The sequence below is a fragment of the Desulfoplanes sp. PS50 genome (assembly GCF_053851535.1).
Window position 1 is genome coordinate 1 of sequence record NZ_JBSPZA010000003.1, and the last position, 21054, is coordinate 21054.

The window sequence follows — 21054 nt, forward strand, 5'->3', positions numbered from 1 at the left end:
CTGGACCGTGTTTCAGTTCCAGTGTGGCTGATCATCCTCTCAGACCAGCTACTCATCGTCGCCTTGGTAGGCCGTTACCCTGCCAACAAGCTAATGAGACGCGGACTCATCTACAAGCAATAGCTTTCAGGAAGAGGCTATCTTTACCGACAATCAATATATAATCGCCAGACCATCCGGTATTAGCTCCACTTTCGCGAAGTTATCCCAAACTCGTAGGTAGATTATCCACGCGTTACTCACCCGTGCGCCACTCTACTTACCCCCGAAGGGGCTTTCTCGTTCGACTTGCATGTGTTAGGCACGCCGCCAGCGTTCATTCTGAGCCAGAATCAAACTCTCCAGTTATGAAATGAACCCAGGCCAGCTCTTGCGAACTGACCTTTATGCTTAAAACCTTAATATGTTCTAACTCGCTATTTAATTGTCAAAGACCTTGCCTGTCTCCATCAGCAAAACGCAGCTCCTAATCTCCTGCGAACAGCCGTGTCAACAAGTTTTTCAATCAAAGATCAGGTCGATCCCGCCAAAAACTCAGGACGCGACAAGGAGAAGTTTACTAGCCAAACCACCCTCTCCTGTCAATCGATTTTTTATCTTTTCTGCGGATCGGTCCGAGAAACAAATCACCTCGCAACCGCCCGCATCCCATCGACCCTGCTTCGCTCTCAAAGAACAGATACTTCTCTTTACATTCTGATCACTTGAACCGGACCGCTTCGCCTTCACGGCCTGTCCCGCTCAAGAGATGCGGTTTCTATGGACACCCGATCCTTTTGTCAAACACTTTTTTCATTCCTGCAATTTTTTTTGGCAATCAATTCTAATAAAATCTATAAATCAGTATGTTATAATAAATATGCCATCACCTGATCCTTCTGGCCCCCTTAGGTGAATTTCAGAAGAGGCGACAACTTCCCTGACACCGGGGGAGGTAAAGAGTTCCGACATAATATACAAAAAAAACCGCCCATCAGCTATTTTGTCTGACGGGCGGCCACAATGGACTAAGGGTAACCTTATGTGCCGAATATTTCACTTTCAAGCCATTCACGTACTTCGGGAGTGACACCATAGACTCCCTTGTGATGACTGACTTGATCCAGAAACGTCTCTTCCAGCTGACCGGGCAGATCAAACGAGGTGAGCTCCTCGGCGCCATCGGAGTTGCGCCGAATCAGGTATCCCTTCGGCTTGTTCTCCCAGGTGTTGATAACAAAATAATAGGATACATCGGCCTTACTCTTGACCCGGTTTTCATAGCTTCCACCATATCCGCTATTGCCCCATTCGAGATACAGGGCAACTGCATCCTCCGGAGTCATGTTCCAATCAATATCGATATCCTTGAATCGTGCGAACTGTCCCATTTCAGCTCTCCTTGGTTATGATCTTTCGTACGTAATTTTTTTAATAATAATTATTATCGATAATGTCAAGCAGCAATGCACAATTTCATCGACCACCTGACACACAGGATCAATACCCCTTCAAAGGACCTCGGGAGAATCGGCTAAATACGAATATCTGGGCAGGAACATGTGGAAGATCGACGGCGACAGCATTGCTGGTACGTTCGGGAAGCCTCGACAAAGCGATTGGCCCACTCAGGATTGCTGAAGGCATGCATGTGCGTGTAGCCAGCCAGCGTATTTCGGCAAAGAAGCATGTCCATGTGGGCGCGGACCCCTTGACCCCGCTTTAAACTCAGGCAGGGAATGATTTGCACGGGATCATCGGCAAGGGAACGGGAATAATGGAATTCATGTCCTACCAATGGTGTTCCAAGGGGATAAAAAGGATTGGCCTGGGTCACGTGTCCCTGGATATACCCAAGCCCCTGGGGCTTGGGACAAAAGGTTGTCGAAACGGGGAATATTCCCGCCATAGGAAAGGTTCTGCCCAAATATTCGAGTTCCCGGCACAGATACATGAAGCCACCGCACTCGGCATAAACAGGCATACCGGAACGGGACATGGAGCGCACTCGTTGACGAATCACCTCATTGGCCGAGAGCTTGTCCGCCAGGGTTTCGGGAAAACCTCCACCCAGATAGAGGCCATCAAGGGCTGGCCACGGACGGTCGTCAAGCAGGGACAACGGAACCAGCGTAGCCCCTGCTGTCTCCAGTGCCCTGAGATTTTCCTGATAATAAAACCACAGGGACGCATCCCGGACATACCCAATGGTCACGCACCCGGCCGGCCCCACCGGACGAGGGAACAATGATGTCTCAGGACACGGAACAGCGCTTGAGGTGTCAGCGGTGGAAAAGATGGCAGGGAGGTCAAGATGTTCGCGGACAAAAGCCGAAAGACGGGAAAAGGCGAGGTCGGTTTGGTTGAATTCCTGGTCGGAAATGAGCCCCATGTGTCGCTCGGGAATAGGATTGTTCGCCATCTTGGGCAACGCACCAAACACCTTGAGATCCGTATATTTCTCTATGGACGAGCGAACAATGGATTCATGGCGGCTTCCGGCGATCCGGTTGAGAATGACCCCCCTGAGGTCCAGGTCCGGATCAAACATCTGACATCCCATGACGATCGCGGCCATGGTTCGAGTGGCCTTGGTGCAATCGACCACAATGACCACAGGGGCCTTGAGTATGCGGGCCAGCTCGGCCGTGGAACATGTACCGTCCACATCCTTGCCGTCGAACAGACCACGGTTTCCTTCAACTATGGCCAGATCATGGTCGCGCATCCTGGCATGAAACAACGTCTGGATGGACTCCTGGGAAAATAGAAAAGGATCCAGATTAGAAACCGAAGCCTTGGCGGCCAAAGCCAGCCAATGGGCATCGATATAATCCGGACCCTTCTTGAATGGGCGAACGCGTATTCCTGCATCGGCAGCAGCACGGCAGACACCAAGGGAGACGATGGTTTTACCCGACCCTCCACTGAGTCCTGCAAGGACCAACCTTGGGCAGGGATTGGTGAATTCCATGCTAAATATCTCGCGCTACCAACCGTTCTGCCGGGCAGCTATGTGGCAGACAGGTCAAAAATTCTCTATTTCTCACCCTCGGAAGCATGCTGTTTGCCAGCACCTTTGAGACCGTACATGGTCGTGCTGCCACTGGACCAGTATTCAAGGATTTCATCGCTAACCAATTTGTTGATGATCTTCTTGGCTGCACGAGGTTTTTCATCGGGAAAAAGAGCCGCAAGATCCTTGAAATAGAACTTGCTCTTGTTCTTTGCTTTTGACTCCATGAAATCAACAACTTTCTGTGCATTCTCGTCCATGAGTCCCTCTCATTGTTTTCAAGACATGGGGCGGGAAAAACCCGCCCCATTGTTTTGGTCATGCTATTTGCAGATGTTGGCGAAATCTTCAGCACCGTGAGTCCACTTGAAGTTCGTGGTCTGACGCCAGGTGTAATAGGCGGGATCACGGAAATCATCGATGACATGTTCGGTAAAGGGGATATCGCAAACTTCAAAGAACTTTTCCCAGCCGATACGCTCAGCCCAATCACCGAGACGTTCGTATTTGTTGGCGTTCTTTGCATAGGCGTCAACAATCTTGCGAATGGTCTTGGTCATTGTAGGCCAGCGAGGGGGCTCGTTGGGGATAAAGGCGATAACGACCTTGGAGAATTTGGGTGCGGAGATACGGTTGGAGATCTTTCCACCAACCATGAGGGCAATACCATCACCTTCCTGGTCAGCCAGAGGCAGGGAAGGACACATGGTGTAACAGTTACCACAGAACATACAACGTTCGTTCTTGATGGCAACGGTCTTGACGGTCTTTTTCTCGCCATCGGCGTCGATTTCAGTCTTGGAAGGACGGATAGCGGCTACCGGACAGGAAGCAACGGCCAGAGGAATCTCACACACCTTGTCGATGTACTCGTGGTCGATCATGGGCGGCTTTCTGTGAATACCGAGAATAGCCAGATCGGAACAGTGAACAGCACCACACATGTTCAGACAGCAGGCCATGGAGATACGCAGGATGGCCGGGAGTCTCATGTTGGTGAACTCTTCGAAGAGTTCATCCATGGTGGCCTTCACGGTACCGGAAGCATCGGTGGCCGGGGTGTGACAGTGAATCCAGCCCTGGGTGTGAACGATATTGGTGATACATGCACCGGTTCCGCCGATGGGGAACTTGAAGTCACCACCGGGGCCTTTGCGGCTCAGCAGGTCGTCCTTCAAAGGGGCAACCTTATCCTTGCTGTCGACCATGAACTCGATGTTGTTCCGAGTGGTGAAGCGCAGGTAACCGTCGCAATGCTTGTCCGCAATCTCTACGATCTCGCGGATATGCTCGGTGCTCATCAGACGGCAACCGCCGCAGCGAACAGTGTAGACTTCGTCACCGCTGTCTGCCTTGTGCATGAGAACACCGGGCTCCAGGATCTCATGGTAGTCCCATTTCCCGAAATTCTTCTTGATGACAGGAGGCAGGAACTCATTGAAATCACGAGGACCAATATCAGTGATCCTGTTTTCCATTGGTTTATCGGGATTGTATCCGGATGAGATAAATGCCATTTTGGAACCCCCTTATCTTGCGTGATGTTTTCTGAACTCGTTGATGTCGCGTTCCCAGCCGCCTTCAACCTCTTCCTCTCTCCACAGGATGTAGGGATTGGAACGGGGTTCCTGGATATGCTGAGGCATGGCCTTGATGTTGGTCACTTCCAGAAGCTTCTGAAAGCCCTGACGCTTGATCAGCTCACCAAGACGTTCGCGGTTCTTGCCTTCTTCCATCCACCAGTCCCAGATATTTTCGATGACTTCCTGGATTTGATCGTAGTTGTCTTCGACCTTGATGAAGGGAACGAGCAGGGAACCCATCTGAGCACCATCGAGGATGGGAGACTTGGCACCACACAGCATGGAACAACCGCGATCGTTACCGATCTTCAGAGCGCGAGGCATGACGTTGATACAATGCATGCAACGGGTACACTCCTTGTTGTCGATAACCAGCTTGCCATCTTCGAGACTCATGCACTGAGAAGGACACAGGTCGATGACTTCCTTCTGGATGTCGAAAGCACCCCAGTCGCGACCGGCAAAGGCACCGGCGTTAGGCTGGATTTCGCCACCAACGTATGCGGCAACCGCTTCCTGATCGATGCGGATCTCGTCACGCCAGGTACCGAGGAAAGAAAGGTCGGAACGGGCGATAGCGGCAACACAACCGTTGGGACAACCGTCAAACTTGAACTTGAACTTGTACGGAAACGCGGGACGATGCAGTTCGTCCTGGTATTCATGCGTCAAATGGTTACACAGGGCCTGGGTGTCGTAACAGGCGAATTCACAACGAGACTGACCCAGACAGGTAGCCGGGGTTCTCAGGTTGGAACCGGAACCGCCGAGGTCCTGATCAAACTTGTGGGTCAGCTCGAAGAAAATTTCTTCCAACTGTTCGGTGGTGGTACCGATGAAGACGATGTCACCGGTGGCGCCGTGCATGTTGGTCAGACCACTTCCGCGGAAGTCCCAGAGATCACAAAGATCTTTCAGATACTGAGATGTGTAGTACTTACCGGAAGGCTGGTTGACACGCATGGTGTGGAAATGGGCAACACCAGGGAAGTTTTGAGGCTGGTCACAGTAACGGCCGATAACACCACCACCATAACCGAATACGCCAACGATACCACCATGCTTCCAATGGGTGGTGCCGTCTTCATAGGAGAGCTCGAGAACGCCCAGCAGGTCGTCACAAACATCGACAGGAATCTGATACTCGAGGTTTCTTTCGTTTTTGTGCCTTGATTCTGCTGCCCGTTTGATATCGGACACAAAACTTGGCCATGGACCTGATTCAAGCTGGTCCAGCAATGGAGTCTCACGTTTAGCCATCGCATTTCCTCCTTTAAGGTTTACACCGGATTCAAGAAAAACCGCATAACAAGTTTCACGTTTGTTAACCGGATTACATCCTCAACATCAAAAAAATCGAGCTATTAAACTTTGTGATTTTTCTTACAAAACGTTGTTTTTGTCAACCTGAAAATTCCGGCAGGACAACGATTTGTTGACGATTTGAGGCTCCCACGCTTCTCCGCAGACCTCTTTGTTCGCAAAGAGCACATGAAGCCGGAGAAACGAAAAAACGTTTTGTTTCTATCCCAATATCGACTGAGCGTCCAGGTCCATTTTGATTTTTTCTTGTGCGCGTCTGTTTCCTTGCAAAACGCGGCCACAATCAAATTGGTCGACAAGCAGATTAAGAATTGCAGCCAGATACTCGTCAAGCCACTGCGCCAAGACAAGCGAAAACATCCCGAACACTTTCGGTATCATGCAGCCTTCAATGGCGTCTCATGCATCGCCTGGACATCCACTCACGGGTTGTGGTGTCGGATGGTTCTAATCCTGTGCCTCCTGAAGAAGCTGGTCAGGAACTTCATAGCCCGATGCCAATGCCTTATCAAAGGCATCCCTGGCCTTTTCCTTGTCGCCCATTTCCAGATGGGCCAGGCCGATATTGTTCCAGGCAGGACCGAAATGGGGTTCCTGCTGGACAACCTTCATACATTCTTCCAGACAGGCGGTGGCGTCACCCTGCATCAGATAGGCGGCCCCCAAACTCGTCCGTGCCTGCAAAAAGCCGGGATCGAAGGACAGGGCTTTGCGAAAGGAGCCAATGGCCTTATCAATTTGCTGTTGCTGCAGATAGACAAATCCCATGTTTCCATGGGGTACAGCGAACCGGGGTCGGATATCTGCGGCCATCTTGTTGTAGCTTAAACAACTGTCCAGATCGCCACGATACATGGCGATTCCACCCAATTGGACGTATCCCTCGGCGAGTTCGGGTTCCTCCTGGATGGCCAGTCGAAGTTCCTTTTCCGCGGCCTCGAAATCACGTTCACCAAGATAGGTCATGGCCAGATTGTAATGTCCGGTACCGGTGTCCGAGGTACTTTTCATCTCTTCCTTAAACTTCTGAACGACTTGATTCTTATTGTTGTCACTCATATTCGCTCCTTACGATTCGCCGAACAGTGCCATTTATAAAATTTTCTCACGTCAACTCGCCATCAAAATTCCGCCCCTGTTTGGCGAGCAAGGTACTGTACCAGAGCGAGAAATCATACATGGCCTTGATCTTTTCATCATGCGTGGTGGCTCCTAGAGCCATGGCCTCGACACCTTCCCGGTAGGCAATGCCCACATCCATGGTTCGCTTGGCCTTCATGAACTCGGATACGAGCTGCTGAGCCGTCATACGGGCAGGTCCCATACGGATGTCGATGGGATCGTTGGGCTCGGCAAACGGATCCCATGCCTCGTAACCGATCCGATCGATGAACTTGCGGCGTCTTCCTCCCATGCGCTCGTACATGAACCGCTTCTGTTCTTCCTGTTCGGGTGTAAGTGTCTTTGTCATTTTCTGGTATCCGTCTCCAACGATATGATCCCATTGCGGGATCGAAAAAAATCAGCTCCGAACCGACCACTGGGCCTTTTTGGCCTTTTGGCCCTCTCGCTCAATGCCCAGATAATCATCATCATACACCGTCAGAACGGCTGACGATACCGGAACGAATACGGTTGCAAGCTTGGTGTGTTTGGAATTCAGGCTCTTGACCAGGGCATTGCTCAAAAGGACCAGGGCATCCTGGAGGCGCTCGACCTTGACAGTCGGGTACTGCTCCCCCGGAGCGAAGCCGGTGAGGGTGCAGACATGGGCCTTGCCGTTGATTTCCTGGGGAACCCCGTAAAGTCGACAGGTAATGGGCCTATGCTCATACATCTCACATTGGTCGTTCTCCCCTAGAAAAGGACATCGGATTTTTTCCTGTCCGACCATCTTGAGAACTTCTTCCCGAGACTCCCCTTTTTCCTGCATTCTGAAAGCCTTCTTCTTGGCCATGACCATCATTCTGTCGGCTTTATCCGCACGCAGGTATACCCGGTTCTTGACCTCTGGAGGAAGCTGCTTGAAATGGTGATTCAGATACATGGCCTCGACAAGAGTCAGGTCAAACAGCGCATAACAGCAATCACAGCATCCCCGTTTACAGGTCACCTTGTCGGGACAGGCCTGCTGAATCCGGGCAAAGGCCTGATCCGCCCCGGCAACAAGTTTTTCGTATTCTTCAAAGTATGTGGAAAAATCAAGAGACATAACATCATCCTCAAATCTGCGAACCCGCATGTGTAATCCTTCGGCCGAAGGTTCATGCGCGATCACCCATGTTTCGTCATGAAATGGCATGCAAAAAGTCTGGCCATCCTTGGGTCAGAACCAACATGCCAATGGCACTATGCCTTAAATGTTTCGGGGGGAGAGTGCAAGGAGGGGAAAAATGAAAAAAAAGGCCCCCGGGGAAGAGGGCCTGTGCGTCAACTAAGCTTCTTCAACAGTAATGGCGTCGGTCTCGCAAACTTCGATGCAGGATTCGCATCCAAGACACTCTTCCTCGTTGACAGGAACGGATTTTTCGTTCTTAAGCTCATATACTTCAACGGGGCAGACATCAACACATTCGCCGCAACCAACGCACTTCTCAGGATCGACAGTTACGTTATAAGACATACAAACCTCCAAAAAAAGTTGATTGGGTAAGATCACTTACCGAAGTGGTGTATGACCTCCCTTCAAGAGATACAGGGGAGTCATAGACGTGAAGATTCCGGGATGCAAGTTTTTTTAGCACCCTTTTTGGACAGGGAAGTCCCGGGAATGTAACCGGCATCCGCACATTTTTTTAGGCCAGCTGGTTCTATCAAAAAAAGGGCACACACCCATCATGACGCAGGATGTGCACCCTTGATTGCAATCTATTCGTTGATTTCGACCTTGACCCCTACGGCGATCTTGGTCAGCAGGGTCAGGATGAAAAATCCTGCCGCATAGATCCCGAGAGAGACACCGAGTTCAAGCTTGGTCGGAACATACTCGGTTATTTCCATGAGTGCGTTAGGTACGAAACCACCGCCGATCATGCCGAGGCCCTTGTCGATCCAGGCCCCGATAAAAACAAGCAGACAACCGGCAATGAGCGTATTGTCGTTTTCGCGGTTGCTGGGCACGATCAGGATGAGTACGCCAACAAACCCCATGAGCATGGACGTCCACATCCAGGGAACCAGGACCCCATCTCCGAAGAACAGATAGTGCCAATGATGGAGGTGGCTGGGAATATTGCTATAATTGACAGTAAAGACCTCGCACAGAACCAGGAAGAGGTTGACAGACATGGCATAGGCGATGGTCTTGCCAAGCGCCTTGAAAGATTCCTTGCCCGGATCGAACTTGGTGGTGGCCCTGACAATGTACAGCAAAATGATCAAAAAGGCAGGTCCGGCGGCAAAGGCCGAAGCCAGAAAGCGGGAAGCCAGGACTGCGTCCATCCAGTAGCCACGGCCAGGAAGACCACAGTACAAAAAGGCGGTCACCGTGTGGATACTTACGGCCCAGGGAATGGACAGGTAAATGAAAAACTTGATCCATTTGGGCGGCGCCACTTCCTTGCGATGGGCCTGCAGGGTAATCCAGCCCACGAAGATATTGATGAACAGATAGCCGTTGAGGACGATCATGTCCCAAAACAGCATGGAGTTGGGCGTGGGGTGCAGAATGATATTCATCAGCCTCTGGGGAGAACCGAGGTCTGCAATGATGAACATGAGACAGAGACAGACCATGGCCACGGCATTGAACTCACCGAAGATGAGCACACGCCCGTAGGTCTTGTAATCGTGCAAATACTTGGGGATGACCATCATCACGGCCGAGGCGGCCACACCGACCAAAAAGGTGAACTGGGCGATATAAAATCCCCAGGAGACGTCACGGCTCATCCCCGTTATGGTCAATCCATTGACAAGCTGCATGGTATAACACACAGCACCGACGGTTATAAGTGCCAGCAGGATAGCCAACCAGCCCCAATAAACCTTGTTACCTTTGAGAACTTTCTCGAGCATAGCTACCCACCTCTTAGATTAAGTAGTAGACGCCTGGTTCCGTGCCAAGCTCGGGTTTTCTACGAATGGAATACCGCGAAGCAAGAACCTTGCGCACCTCGGAATCAGGATCTTCCAGGTCACCAAAAAGAAGGGCTCCTTCCGAGACCTCCACGCAATAGGGGAGCTTGCCTTCAGCCAATCTCTCGGTACAGAATTCACATTTTTCGACAACTCCCTTGGTCCTGGTGGGGAATTCCGGCGTGGTTTCCTTGATATGCGGTCTCGGGTCCATGAAGTTGAAGCTCCGTGAGCCGTAAGGACAGGCGGCCATGCAGTACCGACAGCCGATGCACCGGTGAAAGTCCATCATGACGATGCCGTCTTCCCGCTGGAATGTGGCCTTGGTGGGACAGACCCGGACACACGGGGGATTGCTGCAATGGTTGCAAAGGGCCAACGTGGTTCGCTTGGCCACCCCGGGAACATGTTCGTGGGCCTGTTCCGGAAAAACGTTATGCATGCCCGCGGACCAGATCCATTTGATGTCCTGCTTGGTATCGATGGTCGGGACATTGTGATTCGTGTGACAGGCCTCGATACATTTTTTTTCTATGGCCGGGGTCAGCTTCTGCATGTCGATGAGCATGGCCCAGCGACCGGCGTGGAGCCCTTCACCATGCTGAGGGGCGCCATGCTTGGATGCCACGAACAGCCCTTCGGCACTTTGGGAGCCATGGGGACTGGCAAAGAGTCTGGACGCAGGTCTGACACTCCATCCAAGGGCGGCCAACCCTGCGATCTTGAGGAATTTTCTTCTTGTATTCTTCATTACTTGGCCTCCTTGGGGGCTACGTGACAATCCCAACAATACGGATTCACATCCAAGGTGTCGTGGCATTTGTCGCAGAACTTTTCCTTGCTGTCATGGCACTTCATGCAGGTCTTGACCAAACTCTTCTGATAATGCTCGCCGTTCAGGGTACTCGTGTACTCATGCATGCCTTCACGGACGACCTCGTCTCTCCAATCGTTAAGCAACTGCATATGCTCGGCACGCATCCAATCCTTGGATTCGACACAAAACTCGCTGTTCTTGGGAAGCTCGGGCTGGGGCTGTTTGTAGGCCGCCGATCCGGTGTTGTACCAGAAGGGAAACGAGAAAAGGACCACAAACACGGCCAGGCCGGCGATCACCGCACCTTTATCGTACATTATTCATCCTCCTTACCTGGCAGGGGTTCGCCTCGCAGATCGGTCTCTCTTTCCTGCTCATTGGGGAAGACCAATGCGTTACCCACAAGTTCGTGAATACCGGTCACCTCGACCCCGGGGACCCAGTAGTCCATGAGATCGGGGAAGACCGCCCTGTCAATGGCGCAGATACAACCAAGCGTGTTCACACCGTACTTGTCGTGGACATGTTTGACCGCATTGGCGCGGGGCAGACCGCCCATCATCCGCAATTCGTCATCCTCACCCGCATTGAGACCGGAACCGCCACCACAGCAGAAGGTCTGCTCGCGGATGGTGTTTTCGGGCATCTCGTAGAAATAGTTGCAGGTATTTTCAATGACATACCTGGGCTCATCCAGAAGGCCCATGCCGCGGGCGGGGTTGCAGGAATCGTGATAGGTCAGCTTGATATTGTCATTCCTGGACTTGTCCAGGTTGAGCTTGCCATGCTTGATCAGATCGGCCGTAAACTCGCAGATATGGACCATCTTGGTCGAAGCCGCGTTCTCAAAGACCGTTCCGGTGATCGGGTTGACAGGGGTTTCCATGTGGGATTTCTGATACTCGGGTCCGTTCATGGTATCCATGTACTGGGTGATCACCCGCCACATGTGGCCGCACTCGCCGCCCAGAATCCATTTGGCACCGAGGCGCTCGGCCTCCATGTACATCTTGGAATTGAGGCGCTTCATGGTTTCATGCGAGGTGAAGAAACCGAAGTTGCCGCCTTCAGAGGCATAGGTGGACCAGGTCACCTTGAGACCGTATTCCCTTTTGAGGTATTCAAAAAGCATCAGATACCCCATGCAGGTGTAGGTGCCCGGATCGGCGAACACGTCACCCGAGGGGGTGATGAACAGGATGTCCGCGCCCTTTTCATTGTAGGAGGGTTCGGGAAGGATGCCGGTGATCTCCTCGATATCCTCGCAGAAAAAATCGAGCATGTCCTTGAAGGCGTGGGGCTGGATGCCGAGATGGTTTCCGGTCCGGTAGCAGTTGGCCACCGGGGTGGCGATCCAGTCGATGTTCAGACCGACCAGATTGAGGAGTTCGCGGCCCATGATGGTGACCTCGGCCGTATCGATCCCGTAGGGGCAGAACACCGAGCACCTTCGGCATTCGCTGCATTGAAAGAAATAATACCACCATTCCTTGAGCACCGAGAGGGTCAGCTTGCGACCACCGGCGAAACGGCCCAGAATCTTCCCGGCCTTGGTGAACTCGCCACGGTACACGGAACGCAGCAGCTCAGCCCTGAGAACGGGCATATTCCGGGGATCACCCGAACCGATGAAAAAATGGCATTTGTCGGCACAGGCTCCACAGCGCACACAGACATCCATGAAAACCTTGAAGGTCCGGAAGCGATCGAGGCGCTCGCGCATTCCATTGAGAATGATCTCCTGCCAGTTTTCCGGAAGCTTCCAGTCATCGTCCAGGGGATTCCAGGACCTGGCGTTGGGCAGGCCCACGTACTCGACGCTCTTGGGGTTCGAGGCATAACAATACCTTCCGTCCTTGATCTCCAGAGGAAGGTCCATCCAATCCCCTTTTGGGGGCATGTAATCAATCTTTTCGGCTAGTTCGTTTGCTTTTGGAAGATTAGACATTCTCCACTCCTTCCTGCTTATCAACCGGCAGACCGGACTCAATCATCTTCTCTCTGAACTCATCCTCGTACTCGGCGTACGTGTGGACAGGAACGGGATAGTTCCAGGGATTGATGTGCCTGACAGCTCTGTTGTTGGAGGCCATATTTCTTGTTGGGCTCATGAAAACACCGCCCATATGCATCAGCTTGCTCAAGGGGAAATACACGAGCAGGGTACATACCAGGAAGAGGTGAACATAAAAGATGACGCCGATCCCCTCGGGAATGACCGGATGCAGCTGGACCATATTCATGGTCAATTCCTTGATGGCGACCACGTCGGTCTTGATGAAGTACCGCATGGCAACGCCAGTGATACCGATGGCCATGATCAGGAAAAGGGGAAAAAAGTCGGCAACCAGCGAGATGAAACGCATGTGGGGTACGACCAACCGGCGGATGAGCAGATAGGCAACGGCCAGAAGGAAAATGCCATCCGTCAGATAGATCACCGGGGCCCCAAGCTGGAGCACACCATCAACCGCATCGAACACGGAGATGAACCCCGGCACGGGTTCGGTAAAAAACCGCATGTGCCTGATGACGATGATCAAAAATGAATAATGAAAGGCGAGGGCCCCGAGCCAGAGCCATTTGCTCGAGCTAAACGTCAACCGGGGACCGGATCTGAGGTCGATCTTCGTGTTTCTGAACAGGGAACGGAAACACAAAACCTCGAGAAGCATCCTCACGACAACTCCGGACGTCGTAGAGGGATTTTCGATTTTAGAATGTTTGATCCATGGCAACGATTTCTGCTGACCACAGGTGGTCGGAATCCTGAAGGGCACCGGAGATTTCGCCCAGTCCATGACTCGCATACAGAAACCGATGACAAACAACAAAAAGGCCGCGTACGGAATGACGGTCCCAAAAAGGGAATGCCACCCCATTGCTCCCGCTCCGAGTACGGAGACCACGACGAGAGCAAATACCAGAAACAGGGAATAAAGTGCTTTCATCTACCTCTACCTCGTTTAGATTTGCACCACAAAAAAATAAACAGACCTCAGTCTGTGACCTCCTCTATAAGGTGGGACTTCTTCAGGAGCTGGTTGGTTCGGTTGTATAGATGGTTGGCCTTGTGCTTCCAGATTTTTTCCCGGCAGGCCATGTACAGATCAAAAGCAATGCGTGTCATATTTTCAATGCGGGACTCAATGGCTTCCCACTCGCGGATGCCCTCGGGATTCGCGAGCTCCACTCCAGCCTCGTCCTTGAGAATCTTCTTGATGCTGAAAACGAACTCCGTGGCAACTGAGGGCGCGAATCCCTGGACGGCCCGAATTCTGACGACGCCATCAACGAGTTTTTCAAGCCCCTCTCCATCGTTCTCCTGAAGCAGATAATCCAACAAGCCCTCCAGGCAAGAACGGAACGTGGTCCCCACGGGATTAGCGAATTCGTTTCTTGTCTCTCTAAAAAACTTGGCCCCCTGGGACTTGTACGTCTCCAAAAAGACATCCAGCCATGCGGCGGAGATCTTCTTCTTCCGCCCGTACAATCTATCTCGCAAACTCATGATTTCTCGGTTCTTTAAAGGTTTCAGCTTGTTGTCACGTAAAATTGGGACCTTGAAGTGCAACCCCAAACGCATAGATGCAGGGTTCTTAAGTCACTGGCAATTTGCCGTCAAGATAAATTGAGAAAAAAAACACAAGCTAATCAGTACAATTATATCGTTATTCCGGATAGTTAGTTTGAATTTTTCCTGGTAAAATGCAGTTCTGAAGATCCTGGTGAAACGAGTTGGACATTTTCTATATCCTCAACGCTGATCAGTATCCTGAATGGATCCCATGCAAAAAGTGATCATGGCATTTTCTCGAAAACCTGTGAACAAACCCGTCTCACTCGCCGATATCAGCCCATATTCTGCTTAGGATCGAAATTGTCATACGGCTCTGCCTCTTATATACTGCAGAAGCAATCCACCCGGGATTTTTTCCTATGCTTTTGCATACTCCTATGCTAAACGGTTCAGCTCTTGAATCGATAGCTGTGCACATGGAATCCCATAACAAGCAATGTATCGTATCATGTCTGAAATACCTTCACATATCTCACCCCGTCCATTCGTTTTCATCCTCCTTTTTCTCCTCGTCTGCCTTCCCCAGGACAGTCGAGGCGCGACCACTTCTCAAGAGGATGTTGCCTGGAATCTCTACGCTGACACGGTCCAAACCCTCAATCAGGGGGAGCTCACCGAGGCCCGCGGCAATGTTCTTCTCTTCCAGGGGGACAACACCCTCCAAGCTGATTACGCCAAATACTACAAGTCAACTCAATGGTTGTATCTTGAAGGAAATATCAAGGTCAAATGGGATGGCGACTATCTGGAGGCCGAGAAGGCTGAATTCGATCTGGGTAACAGCGTCGGCTGGATGACCAACGGGCAGGTGTTCATTGAGGACAATCATGTGTACATCAAAGGGGAAAAAATCCACAAGACCGGAGAGAACACCTATACATTCAGCCAGGCAACCGTCACCTCCTGTGATGGAGAACGTCCGGCATGGTCTCTGAAAACCAGCTCCGGTGATGTAACAATTAATGGATACGCACATCTCTGGAATCCCCGACTCCAGATCAAAGGCCAACCCGTTCTCTATTCTCCATACCTGACCGTACCGGTGAAGACCGAACGCCAGAGCGGATTTCTTCTTCCGGATCTGGAAGTCAGCAAGCAGCTTGGCGCCCACATCAATCTTCCGTATTTCCAGGTTATTGACGAAGAAACCGATCTGACCCTGTATGAAAATTACATGAGCAAACGTGGCCTCATGCAGGGCGTTGAATTCCGTCACACCCCGGATCTGGACACAAAAACCCTGCTCCGTTTCGACTGGTTGAACGACCGTCAGAACTATGAGGATGGCGAATATATCTCGAGTGACTGGCAACGCCCACACAGTGACAGATACTGGCTGCGTGGAAAATTCGACGGTTATTTCCTGTCTCCCCTGTGGCCGGCCAAACTCGATCTGGATATTGTCTCCGACTACCAGTATCTCCGTGAATTCAGTGACGGCCACAGTGGTTTCGATCAAAGCAGGACCGAATTCATGAATGAATTCGGTCGGGACATCGAGGACGATGACGACAGTTTGCGGGAAAACATCCTGTCGGTACGGCACAATTGGGCCAACACCGGCCTTGAACTCCGCCTGGAGTACACCCAGAATCTCGCCTATTTCAACGACAGTTCCGACAGGGACTCGGCCCTGAACCCTACGCTGCAGCGGCTTCCTGAAATCAATTTCAACGTGTACAAGAATAAACTCGCCTCGACCATGTTCGAATGGGAGGCCACCTCGCAGTATACCTATTTCTGGAGGGAATACGGAACCAAGGGATCCCGCCTGGATGTCCACCCGAAAATCAGCCTCCCCCTGCGATCGGGATACGGAGCGGTCATCCCCAAAGTGGGATGGCGTGAGACCCTGTATGCGGTGGACCGATTCGAGAACACGGGCAACACCATAGACACCAGTGATAAATATCCCTTCCGCGGCATCCCGGACGCATCGGTGGAACTGACCACCAATGTTTTCAGGGTATATGATCTCCAAGCCCCTCCCGTCTCCTCCAAGGACAATCTCGGCACATCCGCCTGGACCAAGCTCAAGCATTCCGTAGCGCCGGATATCGAATATTCCTGGGTTCCCAACACATTGGACGACCAGAAGAAAAATCCCCAATTCGACAGGGACGACACCATCTATCCCGAGAGCAACCTGACCTATTCGCTGACCAATCTTTTAACCCGCAAGCGGCTCACCGTGATCAACGATCCTGAAACCCAGGGCAATTCAACCACGACCCGAGAGGATTACCTCGACTTCCTGCGCCTCAAGGTGGAACAGAGTTACGACTTCCGGGAGGCCGCGCGAACCGAGCTCACGGATCGTTATCCCAACCGTCCCTTTTCCGATATCGAGGCGAAACTGACCATCAATCCACGGAAATACCTGAGCCTCACCTCCACCTCCTGGTACTCCCCCTATATCAACCGGATAACCGAACACGAACATACGGCCCGAGTCTTTCTCGACGACTTGGCCAGCGCATATTGCGGTTTGGATTTCGTGGACAGGGAGCAGGAGTATACGAAAAAAACCAATTACCTCGGTGCGGGAGACAGATCACGCATCCTGACTCTGGGTGGAGATCTGCATCTGTCCAAAAACTGGTTTCTGGCCCTCAATTACAAGAGCGATCTCGAAGACGGCAAAGATCTCGAAAGAGAGATGATCCTTACCTACAAGCATCAATGCTTCACCTTTGAGTGCTTTTTCACCAAGACAGACACCGACGAAAAGGTCGCCGTCATGATCACTCTATACAACCTCGGTAGCATGGGAGGATGAACATGAATGCATCCATCCGCATTCTCCCTCCTGAACTACAGAGTCAGATCGCGGCAGGCGAGGTTCTTGAACGTCCGGCCAGCGCGGTCAAGGAGTTGGTGGAAAACAGTCTTGACGCCGGCGCCACGAGCATCGATGTGGAGATTCATCGGGGCGGTCAGGAAAAAATTCTGGTCCAGGACAATGGGGTGGGTATCTCCGAAGAGGAGCTGCCGCTGGCCCTGACACGCCACGCCACAAGCAAAATCGGCTCCATGGATGATCTCCTGAATATCTCCAGTTTCGGGTTCAGGGGAGAGGCCCTGGCATCCATCGCCTCGGTTTCACGAACCACGATCACCACCATTGTTCCGGGAGCCGAACAAGGTGCTCAGGCAGAGGTAGTCCACGGAAGGATTTCCGAAATCCGCCCGGCAGCCATTGCCCGGGGAACCCGCATCGAGGTCAGGGAACTTTTTGCCAATGTTCCGGTCCGGCTCAAATTTCTCAAGACCACGGCCACGGAAGCCAAGCGGTGCCAGGAGGCCCTGGCCCATATCGCCCTGGCACATCTCGATGTTTCCTTCTCCCTGACCCATAACGGTCGGGAAATCTTCCGGTTCATGGCGGGTGACACCCTTGAGGACCGTTTACAGCGTATCTGGCCTCCCAGTTTGATGCAGGGACTTTCCCGAATACACTACGAACGGGACACCATGCGCGTAACCGGGCTCATGGGCGCACCCGGGCAAGCCCAGGGGCGTGGAGACAGGATCATCATCTATGTGAACGAACGTCCCGTAAAGGACAAGCTGCTCCTAAGCGCCCTCAGACGGGGGTATCAGGGGACCCTGCTCTCCAAGGAATATCCCCAGGCCCTTCTTTTCGTGACCCTGCCGACCCGGGAGGTGGACATCAATGTCCACCCGGCCAAGACTGAAGTCAGATTCATGGATGAGCGGGCCGTCTTCACCCTGGTCCAGGGGGCGGTGCGCAAGGGGCTGGAAACCGTCCAGGTACGACCAGACCATCTGTCCACTCCTAGGGAGTCCTTTGTCAGGGAAAGACCGGTGGACATCCCCGCAACAACCATCGAATCAGCAGCTCCTTTTTCCCCGTCGGGGAGAACCGCGGATCATACCACGCCTCCAGAGGATACACGGCGATCCGGGAAATTTTCAGCCCTGCATGAAGCAGAACGCCTTTTCAGCGCACAGGAAACCTCGCCGGATACGTCGAAACATTTTTCTTCGGAAAACCGATCAACGGCAACAGGGACAGAGACCGCCCCGGACAGCCCGACATGCTCCACCAGAGGATCGGATGATACCACATCCCCGCCCAATGCGGCTTCAGCGCCCCACGGATTGACCTATCTCGGCCAGTTCGACCGGACCTATCTCATTCTGAGCCAGGGCGACACCCTTATGCTCATGGATCAGCATGCGGCCCATGAACGGGTCCTGTACCACATCTTTTCCACTGCCGGGAACAGGGGAGAGCACCAGCGTCTGGCCATCCCCCTGGAAATGACCCTCCACCCTTCGGAAATCGAGGTACTTGAAAGAATCTGGGGCAGCCTGGCGCAAATCGGCTTCACCCTTGATCGTCCCGAACCAGCGACCCTGCTTATCCGGGCCATCCCCACCAGTCTCGTCACAGACGAGGCCATGAACTATCTGCGAACGGTTCTCGGAGAGCAGACCCGGGATATGAACAGCCTCTGGACAACCCTGAGCTGTAAAAGTGCCATCAAGGCGGGTCATGTCCTGGCCTATGACGAGGCCATGAACCTGGTACAGGCATGGTCCGAATGTCCTGACAACCGCTATTGTCCCCACGGCCGACCGGTCATTCTTACCTGGACGGTCAGAGAGTTGGAAAAACTTTTCAAGCGAAAGCCGTGAGTTGTACAAAAAACACCCTTTCTGATTGATGCCCGTACAGATGTAACTCGAATCGTGGAATTTTCAAGACGAGGTATGCATTGTCACGATACCGAGCAACGCTTCTTACAAGGAGAACCATTCATGAACATTCTACTCGTTGGATCAGGAGGCAGGGAACACGCTCTGGCCTGGAAGATCAGACAGAGCCCCTTGCTGACCACGCTCTATATAGCACCAGGCAACGGAGGTACCGCCCTGGAGGGCGAAAACGTGGATATTGCCCCGGATGACATCCCGGCACTGGTGGAGTTCGCTGTTGCAAAATCCATTGATCTGGTTGTTGCCGGTCTCGAGCTGCCCCTGGTTCTCGGGCTCAAAAACGGTCTCAAGGAAAAAAATATCCCCTGCTTCGGCCCCGGGGCCTACGCCGCCCAGCTTGAAGGCTCCAAGGGCTTTGCCAAGTCGGTGATGCAGGAGGCCGAGGTACCCACGGCCGATTTCGCCGTATTCGACGACTTCATCCTGGCTAAGGAATATCTGAAAAAACAGACCCTGCCCGTGGTTATCAAGGCGGACGGTCTCGCTGCCGGCAAGGGTGTGGTCATTGTCGACAATCTGCAGGAGGGGATAACCACCCTTGAAGAAATGATGGAAAAGAAGGTGTTCGGAAGCGCAGGCACCCGAGTGGTCATCGAAGAAGCCCTGCAGGGAGAAGAAGCCTCCTTCCTGGCCTTTTGCGACGGCCACACCGTCGTGGCATTGCCCTCTTCCCAGGACCACAAACGCATCGGCGATGGCGACACCGGACCGAACACCGGGGGCATGGGCGCATACAGTCCGGCTCCCATCCTGCCCCGCAAGGATTATCAGGCCACAAGCGATCTGGTCATCAAACCGATCATTCAGCATCTCGACGCCATGGACCACCCCTTTCAGGGAGTCCTCTATGCCGGGCTCATGTATACGGACAAGGGTCCCTATGTCCTGGAGTACAATGTCCGTTTCGGAGACCCTGAATGCCAGCCTCTGTTGGCCCGACTGGACACGGATATCGTCGAGATCATGCTCGCCTGTGTCAACGGCAGCCTGGATAAGGTGGATATCGTCATCAAACCCGAGCATAGCCTGTGCGTGGTCCTGGCAGCCAAAGGATATCCGGGCAGCTATTCCAAAGGCATGGAAATCACCGGAATCAAGGACGCCGAGTCCCTTCCCGGGGTCAAGGTCTTTCAGGCGGGAACCCGCCTTGAAAACGGCAGGACACTGTGCAACGGAGGACGGGTTCTCGGCGTAACCGCTCTGGGCAAGGACCTGGCAGAGGCCAAGATGAAGGCCTACGAGGCGGTGGACAAAATCGCCTTTGACGGCAAATACTTTCGCAATGATATCGGCGACAAAGGGTTGTCCCGGGGATAATCTCCGGCACGATGCACACCGGATAAACCGACATCCAAGGAGGAGCCATGCCCAAGGTGGCCATTTTCATGGGAAGCATTTCGGATGAGGAAAAGGTCCGACCCTGTGCAGACATTCTGGACAAACTCGGAATCGACTACCTGCTGACAGTGACCTCGGCCCACAGAACACCGGAACGGACCACCCGGCTGATCAAGGAGATGGAGGAGCAGGGATGCCTGGTTTTCATCTGCGCCGCAGGCCTGGCCGCCCATCTGGCCGGAGCTGTAGCTGCCAAGACGACCAGGCCGGTCCTGGGAATTCCCATTACCGGTTCCTCCCTTGGCGGCTTGGACGCACTGCTGGCAACGGTCCAAATGCCCCCGGGCTTTCCTGTAGGCACTCTGGCCCTGGACAAGGTCGGGGCCAAAAATGCCGCCTGGCTGGCGGCCCAGATCATCGCCCTGAGCGATCCGGGCCTGGAGCAAAAAATCCAGGCCGAACGCGCCGCCATGCGCGAAGACGTTGAAAAAGCTGCCCACGGCCTTGAATAACCACGAAAAAGCCCCCCTGGAGAATGAACGTACCAGGGGGGCTTTTTCGTATCTATCCTTTAAGAAAAAATCCTTAGAGGAGT

19 protein-coding genes and 1 rRNA gene are annotated in these 21054 nt (G+C 52.8%); 4 read left to right on the forward strand and 16 right to left on the reverse strand.

The features are described from left to right. The 16 genes from ACTVJH_RS02035 to ACTVJH_RS02110 all read right to left on the reverse strand — a co-directional run. A 16S ribosomal RNA gene (locus ACTVJH_RS02035) occupies positions 1-348 on the reverse strand; the annotation flags it as partial. 671 nt (positions 349-1019) lie between these two features. Further along, positions 1020-1370, reverse strand: a complete 351-nt coding sequence (locus tag ACTVJH_RS02040; protein ID WP_455986956.1) for a DVU0772 family protein — start codon at positions 1368-1370, stop codon at positions 1020-1022. Between the two features lie 143 nt (positions 1371-1513). Then, the gene (locus tag ACTVJH_RS02045; protein WP_455986958.1) at positions 1514-2953 is read right to left on the reverse strand and encodes a cobyrinate a,c-diamide synthase; all 1440 of its coding nucleotides are present in this window, start codon (positions 2951-2953) and stop codon (positions 1514-1516) included. 65 nt (positions 2954-3018) lie between these two features. Then, complete coding sequence (locus tag ACTVJH_RS02050) at positions 3019-3255, reverse strand: dissimilatory sulfite reductase D family protein (RefSeq protein ID WP_455986960.1); 237 nt, start codon at positions 3253-3255, stop codon at positions 3019-3021. Between the two features lie 63 nt (positions 3256-3318). Beyond that, positions 3319-4512, reverse strand: coding sequence for a dissimilatory-type sulfite reductase subunit beta (dsrB, locus tag ACTVJH_RS02055; protein ID WP_455986962.1), 1194 nt, complete (start codon positions 4510-4512; stop codon positions 3319-3321). A 12-nt stretch (positions 4513-4524) separates the two neighbouring features. Beyond that, positions 4525-5838: a dissimilatory-type sulfite reductase subunit alpha gene (gene dsrA / locus ACTVJH_RS02060; protein ID WP_455986964.1), complete on the reverse strand. Its 1314-nt coding sequence runs from the start codon at positions 5836-5838 to the stop codon at positions 4525-4527. Positions 5839-6348: 510 nt separating this feature from the next. Continuing rightward, on the reverse strand, positions 6349-6960 hold the full coding sequence (locus ACTVJH_RS02065; protein WP_455986966.1) for a tetratricopeptide repeat protein: 612 nt from the start codon (positions 6958-6960) through the stop codon (positions 6349-6351). A gap of 46 nt (positions 6961-7006) precedes the next feature. Then, positions 7007-7372 (reverse strand): hypothetical protein, encoded by a 366-nt coding sequence (locus ACTVJH_RS02070; RefSeq protein WP_455986968.1) that lies wholly within the window; start codon positions 7370-7372, stop codon positions 7007-7009. 51 nt (positions 7373-7423) lie between these two features. Next, positions 7424-8113: a YkgJ family cysteine cluster protein gene (locus ACTVJH_RS02075; protein ID WP_455986970.1), complete on the reverse strand. Its 690-nt coding sequence runs from the start codon at positions 8111-8113 to the stop codon at positions 7424-7426. A gap of 222 nt (positions 8114-8335) precedes the next feature. Continuing rightward, positions 8336-8524, reverse strand: a complete 189-nt coding sequence (locus tag ACTVJH_RS02080; protein WP_455986972.1) for a ferredoxin — start codon at positions 8522-8524, stop codon at positions 8336-8338. 245 nt (positions 8525-8769) lie between these two features. Beyond that, entirely contained in the window at positions 8770-9918 is a 1149-nt protein-coding gene (gene dsrP, locus ACTVJH_RS02085) for a sulfate reduction electron transfer complex DsrMKJOP subunit DsrP (protein ID WP_455986974.1), read from the reverse strand. A 13-nt stretch (positions 9919-9931) separates the two neighbouring features. Next, positions 9932-10729, reverse strand: coding sequence for a sulfate reduction electron transfer complex DsrMKJOP subunit DsrO (gene dsrO, locus ACTVJH_RS02090; protein ID WP_455986976.1), 798 nt, complete (start codon positions 10727-10729; stop codon positions 9932-9934). After that, positions 10729-11112 carry a sulfate reduction electron transfer complex DsrMKJOP subunit DsrJ gene (gene dsrJ / locus ACTVJH_RS02095; protein ID WP_455986978.1) on the reverse strand — a complete coding sequence of 128 codons (384 nt, stop codon included), beginning with the start codon at positions 11110-11112 and terminating at the stop codon, positions 10729-10731. Before dsrJ ends, dsrO begins: the two co-directional genes overlap by 1 nt. Then, positions 11112-12743: a sulfate reduction electron transfer complex DsrMKJOP subunit DsrK gene (gene dsrK / locus ACTVJH_RS02100; RefSeq protein ID WP_455986980.1), complete on the reverse strand. Its 1632-nt coding sequence runs from the start codon at positions 12741-12743 to the stop codon at positions 11112-11114. The genes dsrJ and dsrK overlap by 1 nt, the downstream gene beginning before the upstream one ends. Further along, positions 12736-13746 carry a sulfate reduction electron transfer complex DsrMKJOP subunit DsrM gene (gene dsrM / locus ACTVJH_RS02105; RefSeq protein WP_455986982.1) on the reverse strand — a complete coding sequence of 337 codons (1011 nt, stop codon included), beginning with the start codon at positions 13744-13746 and terminating at the stop codon, positions 12736-12738. Before dsrM ends, dsrK begins: the two co-directional genes overlap by 8 nt. Before the next feature lie 47 nt (positions 13747-13793). Next, on the reverse strand, positions 13794-14306 hold the full coding sequence (locus ACTVJH_RS02110; RefSeq protein ID WP_455986984.1) for an RsbRD N-terminal domain-containing protein: 513 nt from the start codon (positions 14304-14306) through the stop codon (positions 13794-13796). 517 nt (positions 14307-14823) lie between these two features. On the opposite strand from ACTVJH_RS02110, the gene ACTVJH_RS02115 reads away from it, so the two are divergent. The 4 genes from ACTVJH_RS02115 to purE all read left to right on the forward strand — a co-directional run bounded on the left by ACTVJH_RS02115 (position 14824) and on the right by purE (position 20971). Then, positions 14824-17154 (forward strand): LPS-assembly protein LptD, encoded by a 2331-nt coding sequence (locus ACTVJH_RS02115; protein WP_455986986.1) that lies wholly within the window; start codon positions 14824-14826, stop codon positions 17152-17154. 2 nt (positions 17155-17156) lie between these two features. After that, complete coding sequence (mutL, locus tag ACTVJH_RS02120; RefSeq protein ID WP_455986988.1) at positions 17157-19040, forward strand: DNA mismatch repair endonuclease MutL; 1884 nt, start codon at positions 17157-17159, stop codon at positions 19038-19040. A gap of 123 nt (positions 19041-19163) precedes the next feature. Next, positions 19164-20438 (forward strand): phosphoribosylamine--glycine ligase, encoded by a 1275-nt coding sequence (gene purD, locus ACTVJH_RS02125; RefSeq protein WP_455986990.1) that lies wholly within the window; start codon positions 19164-19166, stop codon positions 20436-20438. 47 nt (positions 20439-20485) lie between these two features. Beyond that, positions 20486-20971 (forward strand): 5-(carboxyamino)imidazole ribonucleotide mutase, encoded by a 486-nt coding sequence (purE, locus tag ACTVJH_RS02130; RefSeq protein WP_455986992.1) that lies wholly within the window; start codon positions 20486-20488, stop codon positions 20969-20971. The last annotated feature ends 83 nt before the right edge of the window (positions 20972-21054 follow it).

Coding starts and splice junctions, on each gene's coding strand:
- dsrO (WP_455986976.1), bottom strand. CDS start 10,729: ATGAAGAATACAAGAAGAAAATTCCTCAAGATCGCAGGGTTGGCCGCC.
- ACTVJH_RS02075 (WP_455986970.1), bottom strand. CDS start 8,113: ATGTCTCTTGATTTTTCCACATACTTTGAAGAATACGAAAAACTTGTT.
- dsrJ (WP_455986978.1), bottom strand. CDS start 11,112: ATGTACGATAAAGGTGCGGTGATCGCCGGCCTGGCCGTGTTTGTGGTC.
- ACTVJH_RS02115 (WP_455986986.1), top strand. CDS start 14,824: ATGTCTGAAATACCTTCACATATCTCACCCCGTCCATTCGTTTTCATC.
- dsrA (WP_455986964.1), bottom strand. CDS start 5,838: ATGGCTAAACGTGAGACTCCATTGCTGGACCAGCTTGAATCAGGTCCA.
- purE (WP_455986992.1), top strand. CDS start 20,486: ATGCCCAAGGTGGCCATTTTCATGGGAAGCATTTCGGATGAGGAAAAG.
- purD (WP_455986990.1), top strand. CDS start 19,164: ATGAACATTCTACTCGTTGGATCAGGAGGCAGGGAACACGCTCTGGCC.
- ACTVJH_RS02040 (WP_455986956.1), bottom strand. CDS start 1,370: ATGGGACAGTTCGCACGATTCAAGGATATCGATATTGATTGGAACATG.
- ACTVJH_RS02045 (WP_455986958.1), bottom strand. CDS start 2,953: ATGGAATTCACCAATCCCTGCCCAAGGTTGGTCCTTGCAGGACTCAGT.
- dsrM (WP_455986982.1), bottom strand. CDS start 13,746: ATGAAAGCACTTTATTCCCTGTTTCTGGTATTTGCTCTCGTCGTGGTC.
- dsrP (WP_455986974.1), bottom strand. CDS start 9,918: ATGCTCGAGAAAGTTCTCAAAGGTAACAAGGTTTATTGGGGCTGGTTG.
- dsrK (WP_455986980.1), bottom strand. CDS start 12,743: ATGTCTAATCTTCCAAAAGCAAACGAACTAGCCGAAAAGATTGATTAC.
- ACTVJH_RS02050 (WP_455986960.1), bottom strand. CDS start 3,255: ATGGACGAGAATGCACAGAAAGTTGTTGATTTCATGGAGTCAAAAGCA.
- ACTVJH_RS02070 (WP_455986968.1), bottom strand. CDS start 7,372: ATGACAAAGACACTTACACCCGAACAGGAAGAACAGAAGCGGTTCATG.
- ACTVJH_RS02065 (WP_455986966.1), bottom strand. CDS start 6,960: ATGAGTGACAACAATAAGAATCAAGTCGTTCAGAAGTTTAAGGAAGAG.
- mutL (WP_455986988.1), top strand. CDS start 17,157: ATGAATGCATCCATCCGCATTCTCCCTCCTGAACTACAGAGTCAGATC.
- ACTVJH_RS02110 (WP_455986984.1), bottom strand. CDS start 14,306: ATGAGTTTGCGAGATAGATTGTACGGGCGGAAGAAGAAGATCTCCGCC.
- dsrB (WP_455986962.1), bottom strand. CDS start 4,512: ATGGCATTTATCTCATCCGGATACAATCCCGATAAACCAATGGAAAAC.
- ACTVJH_RS02080 (WP_455986972.1), bottom strand. CDS start 8,524: ATGTCTTATAACGTAACTGTCGATCCTGAGAAGTGCGTTGGTTGCGGC.